Consider the following 17,107-nt stretch of genomic DNA (forward strand, 5'->3'; position numbering starts at 1 on the left):
TGTCGGCGTCCCAAGGAGGTGGACCTTGCGGGTTTCCGGATGGTGAGCGGCCGCCCCCACACAACCTGGGGGCGGACACTCCGTGAACCATCCTGGAGCCCGCTGCAGTGACCGCTGCGGTGTGCTCCGCCTCTCTCCGTAAGGCACCCGCGCCCCCCTCTCACAACCGATGCGCCACCCCGGTGGGCGCGGCGCCCCTCGTGTCCAGCAGCAGCTGTGCCTTCACCGACAGTCCCTGCAGGTCGTACGTCCGGTGCTGCTGGAGCAGGATCGTCAGGTCGGCGTCGGCCGCGGCCTCGTAGAGGGAGTCGGCGCGGGGGACCGGGCGGTCGAGGACGTTCCAGGACGGGACGTGCGGGTCGTGATAGCTGACGGAGGCGCCGAGTTCCATGAGGCGGACGGCGATCTCCTGGGCGGGGGTGCCCTGTTGGTCGGCGAGGTCGGGCTTGTAGGTGACGCCGAGCAGCAGCACCCGCGCGCCGCGGGCCGACTTGCCGTGCTCGTTGAGGAGCGTGGCCGCGCGCCGGACGACGTAACGGGGCATCTGGCTGTTGACCTGCTGGGCCAGTTCGACCATGCGCAGGGTGCGGCCCGCGTGCCCGGTGAGGTCCTGGGGGACGGCGTGGCCGCCGACACCGGGGCCGGGCCGGAAGGCCTCGAAGCCGAACGGCTTGGTCTCCGCGCAGCGGATGACGTCCCACAGGTCGACGCCCAGGCCGTGGCAGAGGACGGCCATCTCGTTGACGAGAGCGATGTTGACGTGCCGGAAGTTGGTCTCCAGGAGCTGCACGGTCTCCGCCTCGCGCAGCCCACGCGCGCGTACCACCTTGTCCGTGAGGCGCCCGTAGAAGGCGGCGGCGGACTCGGTGCACGCGGGCGTGAGGCCGCCGATCACCTTGGGGATGTTGGCCGGGGTGAAGTCGCGGTTGCCGGGATCCACCCGACTGGGGGAGTAGGCGAGGTGGAAGTCGCGGCCCGCGCGCAGCCCGGAGCCCTGCTCCAGGACCGGGCGCAGCAGCTCCTCGGTCGTCCCGGGGGGCACCGGCGACTCCAGGATCACCGTGGTGTGCGGGCGCATGTGCGCGGCCAGCGTGCGCGCGGCGGCCTCCACCTGGCCGAGGTCGAGGCCGCCGTCCGCGCCGCGCGGGGTCGGCGCGCAGATCACCGCGGTGCGGACCCGGCCGAGCTCGGCGGGGGCGGTGGCGTGCTTGAAGCCCCCCGAGAGCATGCGGCGCAGTTCGGCGGGGCTGAGGGAACCCGGTTCGGGACCGGTCCGGTAGCCGAGCGTGGAGATGCCGGCGGCGACGGCGGCCTGGGCCAGGGGCAGGCCGAACGGGCCGAGTCCGATGACGGCGAGATCTGCGGGCATGGCGTGGGCCGTCCTTCCCAGTAGCCGAAGCGGGACAGGTGCGCAAGCCCTGTGGACAGGACAGGTGAAGCGCAATGTCACACTAGGAGTAAATATGACCGTCTTGCGGTATTGGTCGACCGTGTTTTCCGCAGGTCCCGGGAATGTTGTCCACAGGCTGGGGGCGAGTGGTGGCTGAAGTCGGGCAAGCCGGTCAGAATTTTGGGCAGGGGGGATAGGACACGGGCTTCGCCCGACGGGTGCGGCCGGCGCTATCGATAGCGGGAGGCAGCAGTGAGGACAGCGACACTGGGGCCGGCGCAGCGCGCCGAGTCACTGGCAGCAATGGCCGAGCGCGAGCTGGACGTGCTGGTCGTGGGCGGTGGCGTGGTCGGTGCGGGAACCGCTCTCGACGCCGTGACGCGCGGCCTTTCCACGGGCCTGGTCGAGGCGCGTGACTGGGCATCCGGCACCTCCAGCAGGTCCAGCAAGCTGGTCCACGGCGGGCTGCGCTATCTGGAGATGCTCGACTTCGCCCTCGTACGGGAGGCGCTGAAGGAGCGCGGCCTGCTGCTGGAGCGGCTGGCCCCGCACCTGGTGAAGCCGGTGCCGTTCCTCTACCCGCTGCAGCACCAGGGCTGGGAGCGGTTGTACGCGGGCTCGGGCGTCGCGCTCTACGACGCCATGTCGATGGCCCGCGGACACGGGCGCGGCCTGCCCCTGCACCGTCACCTGACCCGCCGTCACGCCCTGCGCGTGGCTCCGGCCTTGAAGAAGGACGCGCTGGTCGGGGCCCTGCAGTACTACGACGCCCAGATGGACGACGCGCGCTACGTGGCCACGCTGGTGCGCACGGCGGCGTCCTACGGCGCGAGGGTGGCCAACCGCGCGCGCGTGACGGGTTTCCTCCGCGAGGGTGAGCGGGTGGTCGGCGCGCGCGTGCAGGACGTCGAGGCGGGCGGGGAGTACGAGATCCACGCCAAGCAGGTCGTCAACGCGACGGGTGTGTGGACGGACGACACCCAGGGGATGGTGGGGGAGCGCGGGCAGTTCCACGTCCGCGCGTCCAAGGGCATCCACCTGGTCGTGCCGAAGGACCGCATCAGCTCCTCGTCCGGCCTGATCCTGCGCACGGAGAAGTCCGTGCTGTTCGTCATCCCCTGGGGCCGGCACTGGATCGTCGGCACGACGGACACCGACTGGGACCTCGACAAGGCGCATCCCGCCGCCTCCAGCGCGGACATCGACTACCTGCTGGACCATGTGAACTCGGTCCTCGCGGTGCCGCTGACCCGGGACGACGTGCAGGGGGTGTACGCGGGCCTGCGCCCGCTGCTGGCCGGTGAGTCGGACGCCACCAGCAAGCTCTCGCGCGAGCACACCGTGGCGCATCCGGCGCCCGGCCTGGTCGTGGTGGCGGGCGGCAAGTACACGACGTACCGGGTGATGGCCAAGGACGCCGTGGACGAGGCGGTGCACGGCCTCGACATGCGCGTCGCCGAGTGCGTGACGGAGGACGTGCCGCTGCTGGGCGCCGAGGGCTACCGGGCGCTGTGGAACGCCCGGGCGCGGATCGCGGCCCGGACCGGGCTGCACGTGGTGCGCGTGGAGCATCTGCTGAATCGGTACGGCGCGATGGCGGAGGAGGTCCTCGACCTCATCGCCGCCGACTCGTCCCTCGGCGATCCCCTCCAGGCCGCCGACGACTATCTGCGCGCCGAAGTCGTCTACGCCGCCTCCCACGAGGGCGCCCGGCACCTGGACGACGTGCTCACCCGGCGCACCCGCATCTCCATCGAGACCTTCGACCGGGGCACGCGCAGCGCGCGGGAGGCGGCCGAGCTCATGGCACCGGTGCTCGGCTGGGACAAGGACCAGATCGAGCGCGAGGTGGAGCACTACGAGAAGCGGGTGGAGGCCGAGCGGGAGTCGCAGCGCCAGCCCGACGACCTCACGGCGGACGCGGCGCGGCTGGGCGCGCCGGACATCGTGCCGCTGTAACAGCCGTCCCCGATCCGGGTCCTGACCTGGTATCGCCCGAGGCGTCACTCAAGGTGTCACCCGAACGAGTGTCAGGAACCGGGATCTTCGTTCGGAACCCGCTCGTTCTACGGAGTGCGGGGGCAGAACTCGGCATCGAGCAGCCGTGGTTCGAGACCGGGATCCGCGATCCCCGCCGTGTTCACACGGAAGGTGAGGACACGACGGCCGTCGGCGGTGGCTGCGGTGCGCACGTAGCTGCCGAGGATGCGTCCGTCGTGTCCCCACACCGTGGTCCCGCACGGCAGCTTCACGGGAAACAGGCCCATGCCGTACGAGCCGTGTGCGGTGCGGGTGTCGAGCATCTCGCGCAGCCGGCGCGGGGGCAGCAGTTCGCCGTCGAGCAGGGCCGCGTAGAAGCGGTCCAGGTCGGCGAGCGTGGTCACCAGCTCGCCCGCGGCCCCGGCCACCCGCGGGTCGAGTTCGGTGACGTCGGCTCCGTCGGCGGTGTAGGCGCGGCCGTGCGGGGAGGGCAGCGAGGTGCGCGAGCCGGGGAAGGAGGTGCCCGTCAGACCCAGCGGGGCGATGATGCGCCGCTCGGCCTCGGTGGCGTAGGAGCGGCCGGTGACCTGGTGGACGACAAGGCCGAGCAGGACGTAGTTGGTGTTCGAGTACGCGAAGCGGCCGCGGTGGGCCGGAGGGTGGGTGAGCGCGATGTGTACGGCCTGAGTGGCGCTGACGGGGGTGACGCCCCGGGTGTCCCGGGTGTAGTCGTACAGGCCGCTGGTGTGGGTGAGCAGGGCCCGCAGGGTCAGTGCCCGGCCGTCGTTGCCCGCTCCGCGCACCAGTCCGGGCAGGTGCTGCTCGACGGTGTCGGACAGGGAGAGCCGGTGCTGCGCGGCGAGTTGCAGGACGACCGTGGCGACGAAGGTCTTGGTGATGCTGCCGGCGCGGAAGTGGTCGGCGCGGGCGATGCCGCGGCCCGCCGCGGCGTAGCGGGTGCCGGACTCCTCCTGGGCCAGAAGGGCCGCGGCGGGCGCTCCCCCCTGCGTGACCAGCAGCGGGAGGATCGCGTCGGTGGCGGGGGACCGGGGAGTCGGCGGGCCGCTCGGGGCGAGGGTGAGCAGGGCCAGGGACACAGGTACGGCCAGTAGTGTCCGCAGCGGCACCATCACGCCTCCTCCCTTGTCACGGCCCATCATGCAGGCTGGCGGAATACGCGGTTCAGCGGGGTCTTCGGGGCGCAAATCCCCCGTACGGCACCACGGGCACCCTGGGCACTGGGCACTTGTCGGGTGAGGGACAATGGAGGCTCTGTCAGGGCGGGTTGCATGAGGGGACGCATGTCGGAGGCGGAGCGGGCGGGGTCATCTCGTCAGGACACTCGTCAGGACAACCGTGATCGTCTACTCGCCGGGCGCTACCGGCTGGGTCGGGTGCTCGGCCGCGGCGGCATGGGCACGGTGTGGCGGGCCGAGGACGAGACCCTGGGCCGGACGGTCGCCGTCAAGGAGCTGCGGTTCCCGTCGAACATCGACGAGGACGAGAAGCGGCGGCTGATCACGCGGACGCTGCGCGAGGCCAAGGCGATCGCGCGGATCCGCAACAACAGCGCGGTGACGGTCTTCGACGTGGTCGACGAGGACGACCGGCCGTGGATCGTGATGGAGCTCGTCGAGGGCAAGTCGCTCGCCGAGGTCATCCGGGAGGACGGCCTGCTGGAGCCGAAGCGGGCCGCCGAGGTCGGCCTGGCGGTTCTCGACGTGCTGCGGTCGGCGCACCGCGAGGGCATCCTGCACCGCGACGTGAAGCCGTCCAACGTCCTGCTGGAGTCCGACACCGGCCGGGTCGTGCTCACCGACTTCGGCATCGCCCAGGTCGAGGGCGACCCGTCCATCACCTCGACCGGCATGCTCGTCGGAGCGCCCTCCTACATCTCCCCCGAGCGGGCCCGCGGGCACAAGCCGGGCCCTGCGGCCGACCTGTGGTCGCTCGGCGGACTGCTGTACGCCGCGGTCGAGGGCCTGCCGCCGTACGACAAGGGCTCGGCCATAGCGACGCTGACCGCGGTGATGACGGAGCCGCTGGAGGAGCCGAAGAACGCGGGGCCGCTGAAGGACGTCATCTACGGTCTGCTGACCAAGGACCCGGCCCAGCGGCTCGACGACGCGGGTGCGCGGACCATGCTCAACGCCGTGATCCACGCGCCCGAGCGCAAGGACGAGCCCGAGCCGCCGGCCGACGCGACCAAGGTCGTACCGCTGCCGACGCAGCCCGACGGGTCCGAGGGCAGGCGGAGTTCGGGCGGCTCCGGCGGAAAGCGGGCCGAGGAGGCGGCGGAGAAGCTGCGCGGGGCGCTGCGCTCCGTGCGCAAGGCCGCGACGGCGGCGGGGGCGGCGGCCGGTTCGGCGGCCGCGGCGCGTGGCAGGTCCGGCGGCGCCGAGGCCGGTCCGGGCTCCGGCACCGCGTCCGCGGGAGCGGCCGGGGCCACCGCCTCCGCGGCTCCCACCGCTCCGTTGCCGCCGGTGCCTCCTCCCGCGTCCGCGTCGGCCTCCGCGCCGTCGTCGGCGCCGGACAGGACCACGGGTTCCGCGGCCTCTTCCGGGACCGCCGGGACCTCGGGCGCGTCGGCGGCGCGCGGCGCGGACTCCGCGGGCGGGCAGAGCACGACGCGGGGGGCCGACACGCCGTCCGGCGGGCGCAGTTCGGGGTGGCCGGTGATGCCGCCGCCGGATCTGCCGCCGCGGCCCGTGCCCAGGGCGCCGCTCAGCGACGTGGTACCGAAGCGCACGCTGGTGATCATCGCGGTGGTGGTCGTGCTGGCCGTGCTCGGCACCGTGCTGGCGCTCACGCTCGGCGGGGACGACGGCAAGGACACCAACGGCGCGAAGAGCGGTGGCGGCAAGCCGGCGGCGAGCGCGTCCGCCGGTGCCAGCACCAAGGAGGACGTGAGCGGCGGGACCCGTACGGACAAGGGCGGCGACGCCGCGCAGTCCGACACGGCCTCCTCGTCGGCGGGCACGCCGGGTGACGACCCGACCGCGACCGGCGGCGGCGCGGCTGACGGGGCGTCCGGCGGCGACGGCGCGGTGAAGTCGACGCACAAGGGGAGCCAGGGGTACTCGATCGGGCTGCCCAAGGGCTGGAAGTACCAGTCCAACGGCGCCGCCGGGGACCGGTTCACCGGCCCCGACGGGCAGAAGCTGCTCATCGCCTGGACCTCCACGCCCAAGAGCGACCCGGTCGCCGACTGGAAGAACCAGGAGCGCTACATGGTGCGCTCGCAGTACCAGAGGATCCGCATACAGAAGGTGGACTACCGCGGCTGGAACACGGCCGACTGGGAATTCACCTACGTGGACGGCGGGACGAAGTACCGGACCATAGACCGGGGATTCGTCGTCGACGGCCATCTCGGATATGCCCTGATGTACACGGCGAAAGCCGCCAATTGGGACAGCGGGCTGCGTAAGGACACGTGGCAGACGCTCGCGAAGACGTTCGAACCGAAGTCGTGATGTGACCGGCCCCGCGTTTGCGCCGTGAGATCTGGCATCCCCTCTTTGCGGCTTGCCTCCGGCACGTATCGTGAGTGCTTGCGGACCGTACGCATCCGGGTATCGGTCCGGAACGGCGCGCAAGGCGAACGGAATTGACCGACCGGGCTGCCGGGGGAGGCAACGTGGACGACTATGCGGGTCGGGTGCTCGCCGACCGCTACCGCCTGCCGCTGCCGCCCGCCGACGAGTACGAACTGACCGACACCCGCGCCTTCGACACCTACAGCGGACAGGAAGTCCTGGTCAGGCAGATTCCGCTGCCGGAGGTCGTCGAGGCCGAGGTGATCGACGCCGACGGCCTGCCCGACGGGTTCACGGCCCGCGGCCCGCGGGAGCGAGGCGCCCGGTCCGCGGCGCGTGCCGGGACGCGGCGGCCCACCGATCCGACCGTGCGGCGCGCGGTGGAGGCCGCCCAGGCGGCGGCCTCGATTCCCGACCATCCACGCCTCGACCAGGTCTTCGACGTGTTCGCCGAGGGCGGTTCGCTGTGGATCGTCAGCGAGCTGGTGGAGGCCCGTCCGCTGGCGGCGCTGCTCGCCGAGAAGCCGCTGACGCCGTATCGCGCGGCCGAGGTGGCCTCCGACGTCCTCATGGCGCTGCGCGTGCTGCACGCCCACGGCTGGGTGCACCGGAACATCACGGCCAGGACGGTGCTCGTCTGCGACGACGGCCGGGTGATGCTGACCGGGCTCGCGGTCGGCGCGGCGGAGGAGGCACTGTGCGGGTACGACCCGGTGCCGGCTCCGGAGAGTGACGGGAACGACGGATTCGGTGCGGGTCCCGGACCCTCCGCCGGTCCCGCCGGGACCCCTGCGCGCGGCGGCCTGGAACTGCCGGGCGGCAGGGTCCCGCCGAGTGCTCAGGGCGGTTCCGGCGGTGATCCCGAGGCCGCTCGCCGGGCGGCGATCGCGGCACGGGCGGCCGGGGGACTGGCCCCGGCCGGTGCGGACGCGGCTCAAGAGGCCGGGACGAGCGGCGCCTTCGCGCCCAAGGCCCTCGAAAGCGGCGGTGACGTCCGGGCCGCGCGGGCGGGCGCGATCGCCGCGTACCGGGCGGGCGCCCGGGCCGCCGCCCGGGTGCAGCAGGCGCAGCAGGGCCGGCGGGCGGCGCTGCCGGGGGCCCGTTCCGCACCGGAGGGCGGCCCCGCCCCGCAGGCCAACGGCTCGGCACAGACACACACTTCGGGCGAGGCGGCATCCGCGCCTCCGGGCCAGATAGCCGACCCCTACGGCGTGGGCGGCGCCCCCTGGCACGGCGCCGCCCCGCGCCCCGGCGCCAACGGAGCGGCCGGCCTCACGAGCGGCCAGGGCGGGCGTACGGCACTTCCGCCCGGTGGCACGGAGACCGGCGGCGCGGCGTCCGGTGGCGCGGAGTTCGGTGGCGCGCCCCTCGACGACGGTGCCACCCAGGCCGGTGCCACCCAGGCCGGCGGCGCCTACGGCGCCACCGCGCCCGGAGCCCCCGCGCCCGGTCTGGACACCGCGCCCCCGGCGGGAGTTCCGGGTCCCGCCGGCCCCGACCCGTCCGCTCCGCCCGGGGCGGCCCCGGCCCCGTTGCCGCCCGGCACGGCGCCCCCGAGCCGGTGGGACGACCTGGTGGCCGGCAGCCCCACCTCCCGCGGTCCCGCCACCCCGCTCGCCGCCGAGCGGGCGCGGCAGGCGCGGATGGCCGTCGTCGGACCGGTCACCGAGCGCTGGGCACCCGAGCAGGCCGGGCCGGTGCACGAGAACTGGCAGCTGACGCCGCCCGTCGGACCCGCGACCGACCTGTGGGCGCTGGGCGCGCTGCTCTTCAGGGCCGTACAGGGACATGCGCCGTACCCCGAGGAGTCGACGGCCGAACTGGTGCAGATGGTGTGTGCCGAGCCGCCCGCCTTCGCCGAGGAGTGCGGGCCGCTCAGGCCGGTCGTCGAGTCGCTGCTGCGCCAGGACCCCACCGAACGGCTGGACTTCGAGGAGCTGCGCGGCTGGCTGCGCTCGCTCGTGCGGTCCGCGCCCGAACCCGACGCCGGCGTACACGTCATAGCGGCGCCGCCGACCGACACCAGCCGGCTGCCCGTCGTGCGGCGGCGGGGCGAGCTGGTGCGCAGGCGGCGCGCCGGGCTCCCCGCGACCAGTCCGCACGGCCGGCACAAGCGCGCCAAGCAGGACGTCAAGTCACCGCGCAGACTGGGCCGCACGCTGCTCGTGCTGATCCTGCTCCTGCTGGCCGCGGCGATCGCGTACGCCGTGCTCTTCATGCCGAAGGCCGGTGAGAACGGCGCGGCCGGCGACCGCACCGGCAGCGCCGGGGACGTCGGCCCCGCTCCCACCCGGTCCGAGCAGGGCGCGAGCAGTCAGCCGCGGCCCGACCAGACCTCGCCCTCGGCCGAGGAGAGCCCCGGCGGCTCCGGGTCGGCCGGTGCGACGGAGAGCCGGACCACGGGTCCCGACCTTCCGGGTGGCTTCACCCTGCGCACGGACCCGGAGGGCTTCCGTATCGCGGTGGCCAAGGGCTGGTCGCGGACCCCGAAGAACGCGTGGAACCAAGTCGTCTACGCACACGGCGACTTCGAGCTCATCGTGGTCAAGGGGCGGGACGGCGCCGTCACCTACGGCAAGGACCCGATGGCCTACCAGCGGGACACCGAGCACGAGTTGCAGCCGTACCGCAGCTCCAGCTGGGCCACCGCCACCGGGCTGCGCACCGTCACCGTGGGCACGCGGACCATGGCCGAGGGGCAGTTCACCTGGACCGACGGCGGACACGAGCTGTATGTGCGCAACCTCGCGATGCTCATCGACGGGCGGTACCACATCGTGCAGGTACGCGGGCCCGAGTCCCAGCGGGACGAGGTGACGAAGCTGTACGAGCAGGCGTCGACCACGTACCAGGTGACTGGCTGAACTCATCCGTGAAGGCTCTGTGAAGAGCCCGGATGGTTGCGTCATACGCGCAGAAGCGACAACCGTCACAGTGCGGTCTCCTTGGCACCCCCCTGGTTCCGTGCGGGCGACCCGGTCCTTAGTCTGACCCTGTCAAGAGCATTGCGGGGCAACGTGAATCAGATGCAGGGCCAGCTTGTCGCGGGCCGCTACCGGCTCGCCGACTCGATCGGCAGCGGTGGTATGGGCCGCGTGTGGCGCGCGCACGACGAGGTGCTGCACCGGGCCGTCGCGATCAAGGAGTTGACCGCCGCGCTCTACGTCTCCGAGAGCGATCAGGAGCGGCTGCTCGCGCGTACGCGGGCGGAGGCGCGCGCCGCCGCGCGCATCAACCACTCGGCCGTGGTCACCGTGCACGACGTGCTGGAGCACGACGGCCGGCCGTGGATCGTGATGGAGCTGGTCGAGGGGTACTCGCTGGCCGACGCGGTCAAGGAGCGCGGGCGGATCGAGCCCGCGGAGGCCGCGCGGATCGGGATGTGGGTGCTGCGGGCGCTGCGCGCCGCGCACTCCGCCGGGGTGCTGCACCGCGACGTGAAGCCCGGCAACGTCCTCATCGGGCACGACGGCCGCGTCCTGCTCACCGACTTCGGCATCGCCCAGATAGAGGGCGACTCCACCATCACGCGCACCGGCGAGGTCGTCGGCTCGGTCGACTACCTCGCCCCCGAGCGCGTCCGCGGCCACGACCCGGGCCCCGCCTCCGATCTGTGGGCGCTCGGCGCGACGCTCTACACGGCGGTGGAGGGCAGGTCGCCGTTCCGGCGCACCTCGCCGCTGTCCACGATGCAGGCGGTCGTCGAGGAGGACGCCGCCGCGCCGCAGTTCGCCGGCCCGCTCGGGCCCGTCATGGCCGCGCTGCTGCACAAGGACCCGGCGGCCCGGCCGGGTGCGGTCGAGGCCGAGCAGATGCTCGCCGAGGTGGCGGAGGGCCGGCGCGCGAACGCGGCCCAGGCGTACGTGCCGACGCAGCAGGTGGGCCCTCGCCACGAGACGGCGGCCGACACTGGTGTGCAGCCGGGCTCCCCGACGCCGTATCCGCTCTCGACGGTGCCCACGATGCTCGGGGCGAGCGGCCCGCAGGCGGGCGCCGCTGCCCGGCCGAAGCGCCGCCGGCTGCGCACCATCCTGCTCACGGTCGCGCTCGCCGCGATCGTCGGCGGCGGCGTGGCCGTCGCCTGGCAGAAGTGGGAGGACGGGCGGCAGACCGTCGGCACCCCCTCCGCGTCGCGGAGCCCGGCCCCGTCGAAGAGCGCCGACGACGGACCGGTCGGCGGGGTGCCCGCCTCCTGGCAGCAGTACGACGACCCCTGGGGCTTCAGCATCTGGCTGCCCAAGGGCTGGAAGCGCTCGGTCGTGGGCGTCCAGGGCGACCTGCGCCAGGTCGACTACTCGCCCGACGACGGCAGGCACTTCGTCCGGATCGCCCTCGACACCTCGCCGGACTTCAAGGACGCCTACTCGCACCAGCTCGACCTGGACCAGCAGCTCGACGGCCGCCTGGTCAACTTCACCCGTCTCCAGCTGCAGAAGAACATCTACCGCGACCGTGACGGCTCGGTGTGGGAGTACACCTGGACGGCGCTGCGGAAGGACTCGCCCAACGGCTACGGGCCGCGGCGGGCCATCGAAGAGACGTACTTCTCGCGCGACAACACCGAGTACGCGATCTACATGAGCACGCCGGCGAAGGACTGGGCCAAGACGAGCGAGCAGTTCGCCGCCATCCTGCAGGGCTGGCAGGAAAAGACCTCGCGGTAGCCGGAGTTGGCCGGTCACCGCCCCGGAGCCGATCCGTCCGGTGGGGCATGATGGGGCGTATGGGGACCGAGGGGGAGAACGTCCGTGTCATCGCGGGCCGCTACCGGCTCGAGGCGAGACTCGGGCGCGGCGGCATGGGCGTGGTGTGGCGGGCGACCGACGAGCTGCTCGGCCGGCAGGTGGCGGTCAAGGAGATCCCGCTCGACCTCGACGAGACACTCTCCGCCGAGGAGAGCCGGCGGCAGCGCGAGCGCACGCTGCGCGAGGCCCGCGCGGTGGCCCAGCTGCGCCATCCGCACATCATCGTGGTGCACGACGTCGTGGTGCACGACGAACGGCCTTACCTGGTCATGGAGTTGATCGACGGCGGCACGCTGGCCGACCGGGTCTCCGCGCACGGACCGGTCGACGCCGCCGAGGCCGCCCGGATCGGCATCGGCCTGCTGAGCGCGCTGCGCACGGCGCACGCGGCCGGTGTCCTGCACCGCGACATCAAACCCGCCAACGTCCTGCTGGAGTCCGGCTCCCGGCGCGTCGTCCTCACCGACTTCGGCATCGCGCAGGTCGCGGGGGCCACCACGCTCACCGAGACGGGCTCCTTCGTCGGCTCGCCCGAGTACACCGCGCCGGAACGGATGTCCGGGGCGCGCACCGGCCCGGAGTCCGACCTCTGGTCGGTCGGCGCGCTGCTGTGCACCGTGCTGAGCGGCGAATCGCCGTTCAGGCGCGACTCGCTGGGCGGCATCCTGCACGCGGTGGTGTTCGACGAGATACGGCCACCGCCGCAGGCGACGCCGCTCCTGCCCGTCGTACGGGGCCTGCTGGAGCGCGATCCGGACCGGCGGCTGGACGCGGACCAGGCGGAACGGATGCTGCGCGCGTACCGCTCCACGGGCCGCGTCCCGGCGCCCGACCACGCCCCGACCCAGCGGGACGTGCCCCGCCCGCGGCCGGCGGCACCGGCACAGGCACCGGTGCCGCCGGCGGCCACGGCGGAGCAGTCCCGGCACTCCACGCGCGGCATGCTCGTGGCCGCGCTGCTCGTCGCCGCGATGGCCGGGGCGGGGGTGTCGGCGGCGGCGCTGCTGATGCACCGCGGCGGTGCGGGGGGCGGTACACCGGCGAGTTCGGGCCCCGGTACGTCGGTCAGCGCGTCGGCCTCTCCCGGCCGTCCCACATCCCCCTCGGCCGGCGGCTCGGGCGGAACACCGTCCTCCGGCGCCCCGGGCGCGACCCCCTCGGCCCGTACGACCGTGAGCCGCCATCCCTCCGCCCCGTCCGGCTACCGCGTCGCCGACGACCCGGCCGGTTTCTCCCTCGCCGTACCGGAGGGCTTCACGCGCGAGCCGCAGGGGGAGCGTGTCTTCTACATGTCGCCGGGAGAGACGTTTCGCCTCGGCATCAAGCCCGCCGAACCCGACCCCGGCGGTCCGCTCGCGGTGATGCGGCGCTCCGCCGCCCGGGGCCCGGACACCAACCCCGGCTACCACGACGGCCGGGTCACCGCGACCACGCACCGCGGACATCCGGCCGCCCTCTGGGAGTTCACCTGGAACGGTTTCAGCACGGCGGAGGGTGCCCGGCACACCTACGACCTGTGCTGGGAGGAGGGCGGGCGGATGTACGACGTGTGGGTGTCGGCGCCCGTCGGCAAGGTGCGGGAGGCCAAGGAGTACTTCGACGTCGCGATCGACACGTTCGTACGTACCTGAATACGTTCCCGAGTGCGTTCCTGAATGCGTTCCTGAATGCGTTCCTGAATGCGTGCTGAAAGGGAGATATGCGGCAGGGCGCGTCACGGGTCTGTGACCGGAGGACGTTCCCGGTGGCTACGGGGGCGCCTGACGCGATATGGATGGTTCCATGAGCAGCAACGGGGGCGCGGGCCGGGAGTCCGACGCGACGACGAGTTTTGTTCTGCAACCGCCGCAGGAGCCGAACCCGTACGCGGTGCCCACCCAGGTGGCATCGCCGCCCGACCCGGGCACCGGCCGCCTCATCGCGGGCCGCTACCGGCTGCTGGCCAAGCTCGGCCACGGCGGCATGGGCACGGTGTGGCGTGCCAAGGACGAGACGGTCGACCGCGAGGTGGCGGTCAAGGAGCCCCGTGTTCCTGATCACCTTCCCGACCGTGAACGCGCCAACGCCTTCGAGCGGATGCGCCGCGAGGCGCGTGCCGCGGCCCGCCTGGACCACCCCGCCGTCGTCGACGTCCATGACGTGGCGGTCGTGGACGGCCGGCCGTGGATCGTCATGGAACTGGTGCGGGGCCGCTCGCTCGGCAGCGCCCTGCAGGAGGGCACGCTCGACGCGCGCGAGGCCGCCAGGATCGGCCTGGAGGTGCTCGGCGCGCTGGAGGCCGCGCACGAGGCGGGCATCCTGCACCGCGACGTCAAGCCCGACAACGTCCTCCTCGGCCGCTACGACCGCGTCGTCCTCACCGACTTCGGCATCGCGCAGATCGAGGGCGAGACGAATCTGACGGACACCGGCGGCTTCGTCGGCTCGCCCGAGTACATCGCCCCCGAGCGGGTGCTGGGCCAGCGCCCCGGCCCGGCCGCCGACCTCTGGTCGCTGGGCGTGGTGCTCTACGCGGCCACCGAGGGCGTGTCGCCGTTCCGCCGCAGCAACACGCCGGCCACGCTCCAGTCGGTCCTCAACGCCACGCCGGCGCCGCCCGCTTCGGCGTCCGGGCCGCTGGCCGAGGCGATCACGGGCCTGCTCCGGAAGGACCCGGCGAGCCGGCCGGGCGCCGCCCAGGTCAGGGCCCTGCTGACGCGGGCCGCGAACCCGCCGCAGCCCGCGCCCACCGCGCCCACCGCGCCCCTGCAACCGGTGCGGACCGCCGGCCGGGGGATCCGGCCCGGGCGCAAGACGCTGCTCGGCATCGGCGCGGGCGTCGTCGTGGCGGCGCTGGCGGCGTACCTGGTGCTCGCGGACCCGTTCGCGGGACCGCTGCCCGACGGCTGGAAGAAGCAGGCGAACCCCACGCTGGGCGTGACCGTCGGAGTGCCCGCGGACTACGAGGTGGGCCGTCCGGGCAAGGACGACTCCGACAAGAACTGGGTCACCTACACCGACCGGAGCGGCGCCCTGTGGATCGGCGTGAACCTGGCGAGGAAGAGCGACGACCGTGCGGGCGACATCAAGAACTCCGCCGCCGCCCAGATGTACGCCGACAACGAGCACTTCAGGAGCGACGGCGAGTACGACCTCGACATGCCCTCCGGCGCGAGGACGAGGACGAACGGCAACATCACGCACGACGGCAGGCCCGCGGCCGAGAACACCGTCGCCTACACCACCGACGACAGCCAGAACCCGCGCCCGCGCGAACTGCAGATCTGGTACTACCGGACCAAGTCCGGCGACATGTACAAGGTGACCGTCAGCTACCCGGGCAAGGGCGACTTCACGGCCCGCGGGCGTGAGGTGGCGAAGACGGTGCTGGCCAACATCACGATCGACAAGCCGTAGCCGCCGGGGGCCGCGGGAGCCGGCCGGACCCGCGTCGACAAGGCTCCGTTCCGCACGGTACTCATGAGGCATGAGCGAAGGCGGCGAACGTGCGCGCGGCGGCCGGCAGGTCGGCGGGCGCTACCGGCTGACCGAGCGCATCGGCTCCGGCGGCATGGGCACGGTCTGGCGGGCGTACGACGAACGCGTGCAGCGCGAGGTCGCCGTCAAACAGCCGCGGCTGCCGGGCGATCCGGACGACGAGCAGCACCGGCGGGCCGCCCACCGCCTCTACCGCGAGGCCCGCACCGCCGCCCGCGTCGACCATCCCGCCGCCGTCTCCATCCACGACGTGGTGGAGGAGGGCGGACTGCCGTGGATCGTCATGGAGCTGGTCCGCGGAGAGTCGCTGCACGAGGTGCTGCGGCGCGGCACGGTCGAGGCCGCGGAGGCCGCCCGTATCGGTCTCGCCGTCCTGGGCGCCCTGCGCGCCGCGCACTCCGTCGGCATCGTGCACCGGGACGTGAAGCCCGCCAACGTGCTGCTCGGCGAGCACGGCCGCGTCGTCCTCACCGACTTCGGCATCGCCCATGTCCAGGGCGAGGAATCCCTCACCATGACCGGGGAGTTCGTCGGTTCGCTGGAGTTCGTCGCGCCCGAGCGGATGTCGGGGCGGGGCGCGGGGCCCGCCTCCGACCTGTGGTCCCTGGGCGTCCTGCTGTACGCGTCCGTGGAGGGCACCTCGCCCTTCCGGCGTACGACGGTGGAGTCCACGCTCGCCGCGGTCATCGCCGCCGATCCGCCGGAGCCGAAACGGGCGGGGCCGCTGGGCCCGTTGATATCCCGCCTGCTGGTGAGGGACCCGGAGCGCCGGCCCGGCGCGCAGGAGACGGCGGCCGTGCTGGAGGCGGTGGCCGAGGGGTGGCCGGTCCCGGCGGTCGGGGCCGGTGTGCCGGAGCCTCAGGATCCCGGAGAGTTAAGCGAGTCCGCGTCCGCCGGAGCTCCTGACCCGTTCCCCGGATCCGCGTCCGCCGCCGGGCGTCCGGACGCGTTCGACGAGTCCGGCTCCGCCGGAGCCTCTGACCCGTTCCCCGGGTCCGCGTCCGCCGGAGCCTCTGACCCGTTCCCCGGGTCCGCGTCCGCCGGAGCCCCTGACCCGTTCCCCGGGTCCGCGTCCGCCGGAGCCCCTGACCCGCTCCCCGGATCCGAATCCGCCGGAGCCCGTGACCCGTTCCCCGAGTCCGCGTCCGCCGGAGCTCCTGACCCGTTCCCCGGATCCGCCGGTGTCTGCGCCCCCGGCGCCCCCGGCGCCCCCGCCGCGCCCCCCGGCCCGCTGGCCCAGTCCCCCACCACGGCCCTCCCCGCACCCGCGCCGGAACGCTCCCGCCGCCTTCGGCGTCCCGTCCTGTTCGCGGCCCTCGCCGCGCTGCTCGTCGGCGGCACCTGGATCGCCGCCTCCTCCGCCACCGCGCCCGGCGACGACGGCGCCACGGAGCGCACCGCCACCCTCACCGAGGCCCCGGCCCGCGAGGCGACCCCGACGCCCACCGCCGCGCCCGCCGACTGGAGAGCCCACCGCGAGGCCGCGATGGACGCCGTGCTCTTCCTCCCGAGCCGGTACCGGGAGTCCGCCCGGGAGGGGGACGCCGCCGACCCTCCCCGTCTCGTCGAGTACGACGGGACCGACGGCGGCGTCACCGTCCGCCTCACCGAGTGGGACCGGGCCCCCCGCACCCCGATGGCCGAGGCGCGGGCGGCCCACGCCACCTGGAACGGCTACGCAGGGGACGCGCGCACCCGGTACACCCGCACCACCTTCCACGGTGCCGGTGCCGTCCTCGCCGACACCACCTACGGCACCGCCGGCGCCCCGACCCGGGTCATGCAGCTGCTGATCGGCACCGACGACGGCCGCCTGTACGAACTGCGCGTCGACATGCCCAAGGGCACCCCGGACGAGAAGAAGGGCACCGCGCTCTTCAAGGGCGCGCGTGACCTCCTGGTCCTCGGAAAAAGCTGAACCGCGTCGTGCCGCCCCCGCGCAAGCCCTGATCAGCGTATTCGTTGCCAGTGAGCAC

At 73.5% G+C, this 17,107-nt stretch carries 9 protein-coding genes; 7 read left to right on the plus strand and 2 right to left on the minus strand.

Annotated features, from left to right (window positions below):
• Window positions 1–160: 160 nt before the first annotated feature.
• Window positions 161–1,369, minus strand: coding sequence for a nucleotide sugar dehydrogenase (locus ACIRPX_RS24320; protein WP_404198236.1), 1,209 nt, complete (start codon window positions 1,367–1,369; stop codon window positions 161–163).
• Between the two features lie 273 nt (window positions 1,370–1,642).
• On the opposite strand from ACIRPX_RS24320, the gene ACIRPX_RS24325 reads away from it, so the two are divergent.
• Window positions 1,643–3,349, plus strand: coding sequence for a glycerol-3-phosphate dehydrogenase/oxidase (locus ACIRPX_RS24325; protein WP_404198239.1), 1,707 nt, complete (start codon window positions 1,643–1,645; stop codon window positions 3,347–3,349).
• 107 nt (window positions 3,350–3,456) lie between these two features.
• Here the strand turns inward: ACIRPX_RS24325 and ACIRPX_RS24330 are convergent, their stop codons facing one another.
• Window positions 3,457–4,500: a serine hydrolase domain-containing protein gene (locus tag ACIRPX_RS24330; RefSeq protein WP_404198531.1), complete on the minus strand. Its 1,044-nt coding sequence runs from the start codon at window positions 4,498–4,500 to the stop codon at window positions 3,457–3,459.
• Window positions 4,501–4,671: 171 nt separating this feature from the next.
• On the opposite strand from ACIRPX_RS24330, the gene ACIRPX_RS24335 reads away from it, so the two are divergent.
• From ACIRPX_RS24335 to ACIRPX_RS24360, 6 genes are all read left to right on the plus strand, one after another.
• Window positions 4,672–6,846 carry a serine/threonine-protein kinase gene (locus tag ACIRPX_RS24335; RefSeq protein WP_404198533.1) on the plus strand — a complete coding sequence of 725 codons (2,175 nt, stop codon included), beginning with the start codon at window positions 4,672–4,674 and terminating at the stop codon, window positions 6,844–6,846.
• A gap of 164 nt (window positions 6,847–7,010) precedes the next feature.
• Window positions 7,011–9,773 (plus strand): protein kinase, encoded by a 2,763-nt coding sequence (locus ACIRPX_RS24340; protein ID WP_404198241.1) that lies wholly within the window; start codon window positions 7,011–7,013, stop codon window positions 9,771–9,773.
• A 162-nt stretch (window positions 9,774–9,935) separates the two neighbouring features.
• Window positions 9,936–11,573 carry a serine/threonine-protein kinase gene (locus ACIRPX_RS24345; RefSeq protein WP_404198244.1) on the plus strand — a complete coding sequence of 546 codons (1,638 nt, stop codon included), beginning with the start codon at window positions 9,936–9,938 and terminating at the stop codon, window positions 11,571–11,573.
• Between the two features lie 59 nt (window positions 11,574–11,632).
• Window positions 11,633–13,285 (plus strand): serine/threonine-protein kinase, encoded by a 1,653-nt coding sequence (locus ACIRPX_RS24350; protein ID WP_404198246.1) that lies wholly within the window; start codon window positions 11,633–11,635, stop codon window positions 13,283–13,285.
• Between the two features lie 151 nt (window positions 13,286–13,436).
• The gene (locus ACIRPX_RS24355; protein ID WP_404198248.1) at window positions 13,437–15,050 is read left to right on the plus strand and encodes a serine/threonine-protein kinase; all 1,614 of its coding nucleotides are present in this window, start codon (window positions 13,437–13,439) and stop codon (window positions 15,048–15,050) included.
• A gap of 70 nt (window positions 15,051–15,120) precedes the next feature.
• A complete protein-coding gene (locus tag ACIRPX_RS24360; protein ID WP_404198251.1) occupies window positions 15,121–17,049 on the plus strand; it encodes a protein kinase in 1,929 nt (642 codons plus the stop codon).
• The last annotated feature ends 58 nt before the right edge of the window (window positions 17,050–17,107 follow it).

Origin of the sequence: Streptomyces sp. NPDC101225 (assembly GCF_044767585.1) — a bacterium.
Classification (GTDB): domain Bacteria; phylum Actinomycetota; class Actinomycetes; order Streptomycetales; family Streptomycetaceae; genus Streptomyces.

Bases quoted from the DNA above. Each gene is read 5' to 3' on its own strand.
- ACIRPX_RS24335 (WP_404198533.1), top strand. From the start codon at position 4,672: ATGTCGGAGGCGGAGCGGGCGGGGTCATCTCGTCAGGACACTCGTCAG.
- ACIRPX_RS24350 (WP_404198246.1), top strand. From the start codon at position 11,633: ATGGGGACCGAGGGGGAGAACGTCCGTGTCATCGCGGGCCGCTACCGG.
- ACIRPX_RS24320 (WP_404198236.1), bottom strand. From the start codon at position 1,369: ATGCCCGCAGATCTCGCCGTCATCGGACTCGGCCCGTTCGGCCTGCCC.
- ACIRPX_RS24360 (WP_404198251.1), top strand. From the start codon at position 15,121: ATGAGCGAAGGCGGCGAACGTGCGCGCGGCGGCCGGCAGGTCGGCGGG.
- ACIRPX_RS24345 (WP_404198244.1), top strand. From the start codon at position 9,936: ATGCAGGGCCAGCTTGTCGCGGGCCGCTACCGGCTCGCCGACTCGATC.
- ACIRPX_RS24330 (WP_404198531.1), bottom strand. From the start codon at position 4,500: ATGGTGCCGCTGCGGACACTACTGGCCGTACCTGTGTCCCTGGCCCTG.
- ACIRPX_RS24355 (WP_404198248.1), top strand. From the start codon at position 13,437: ATGAGCAGCAACGGGGGCGCGGGCCGGGAGTCCGACGCGACGACGAGT.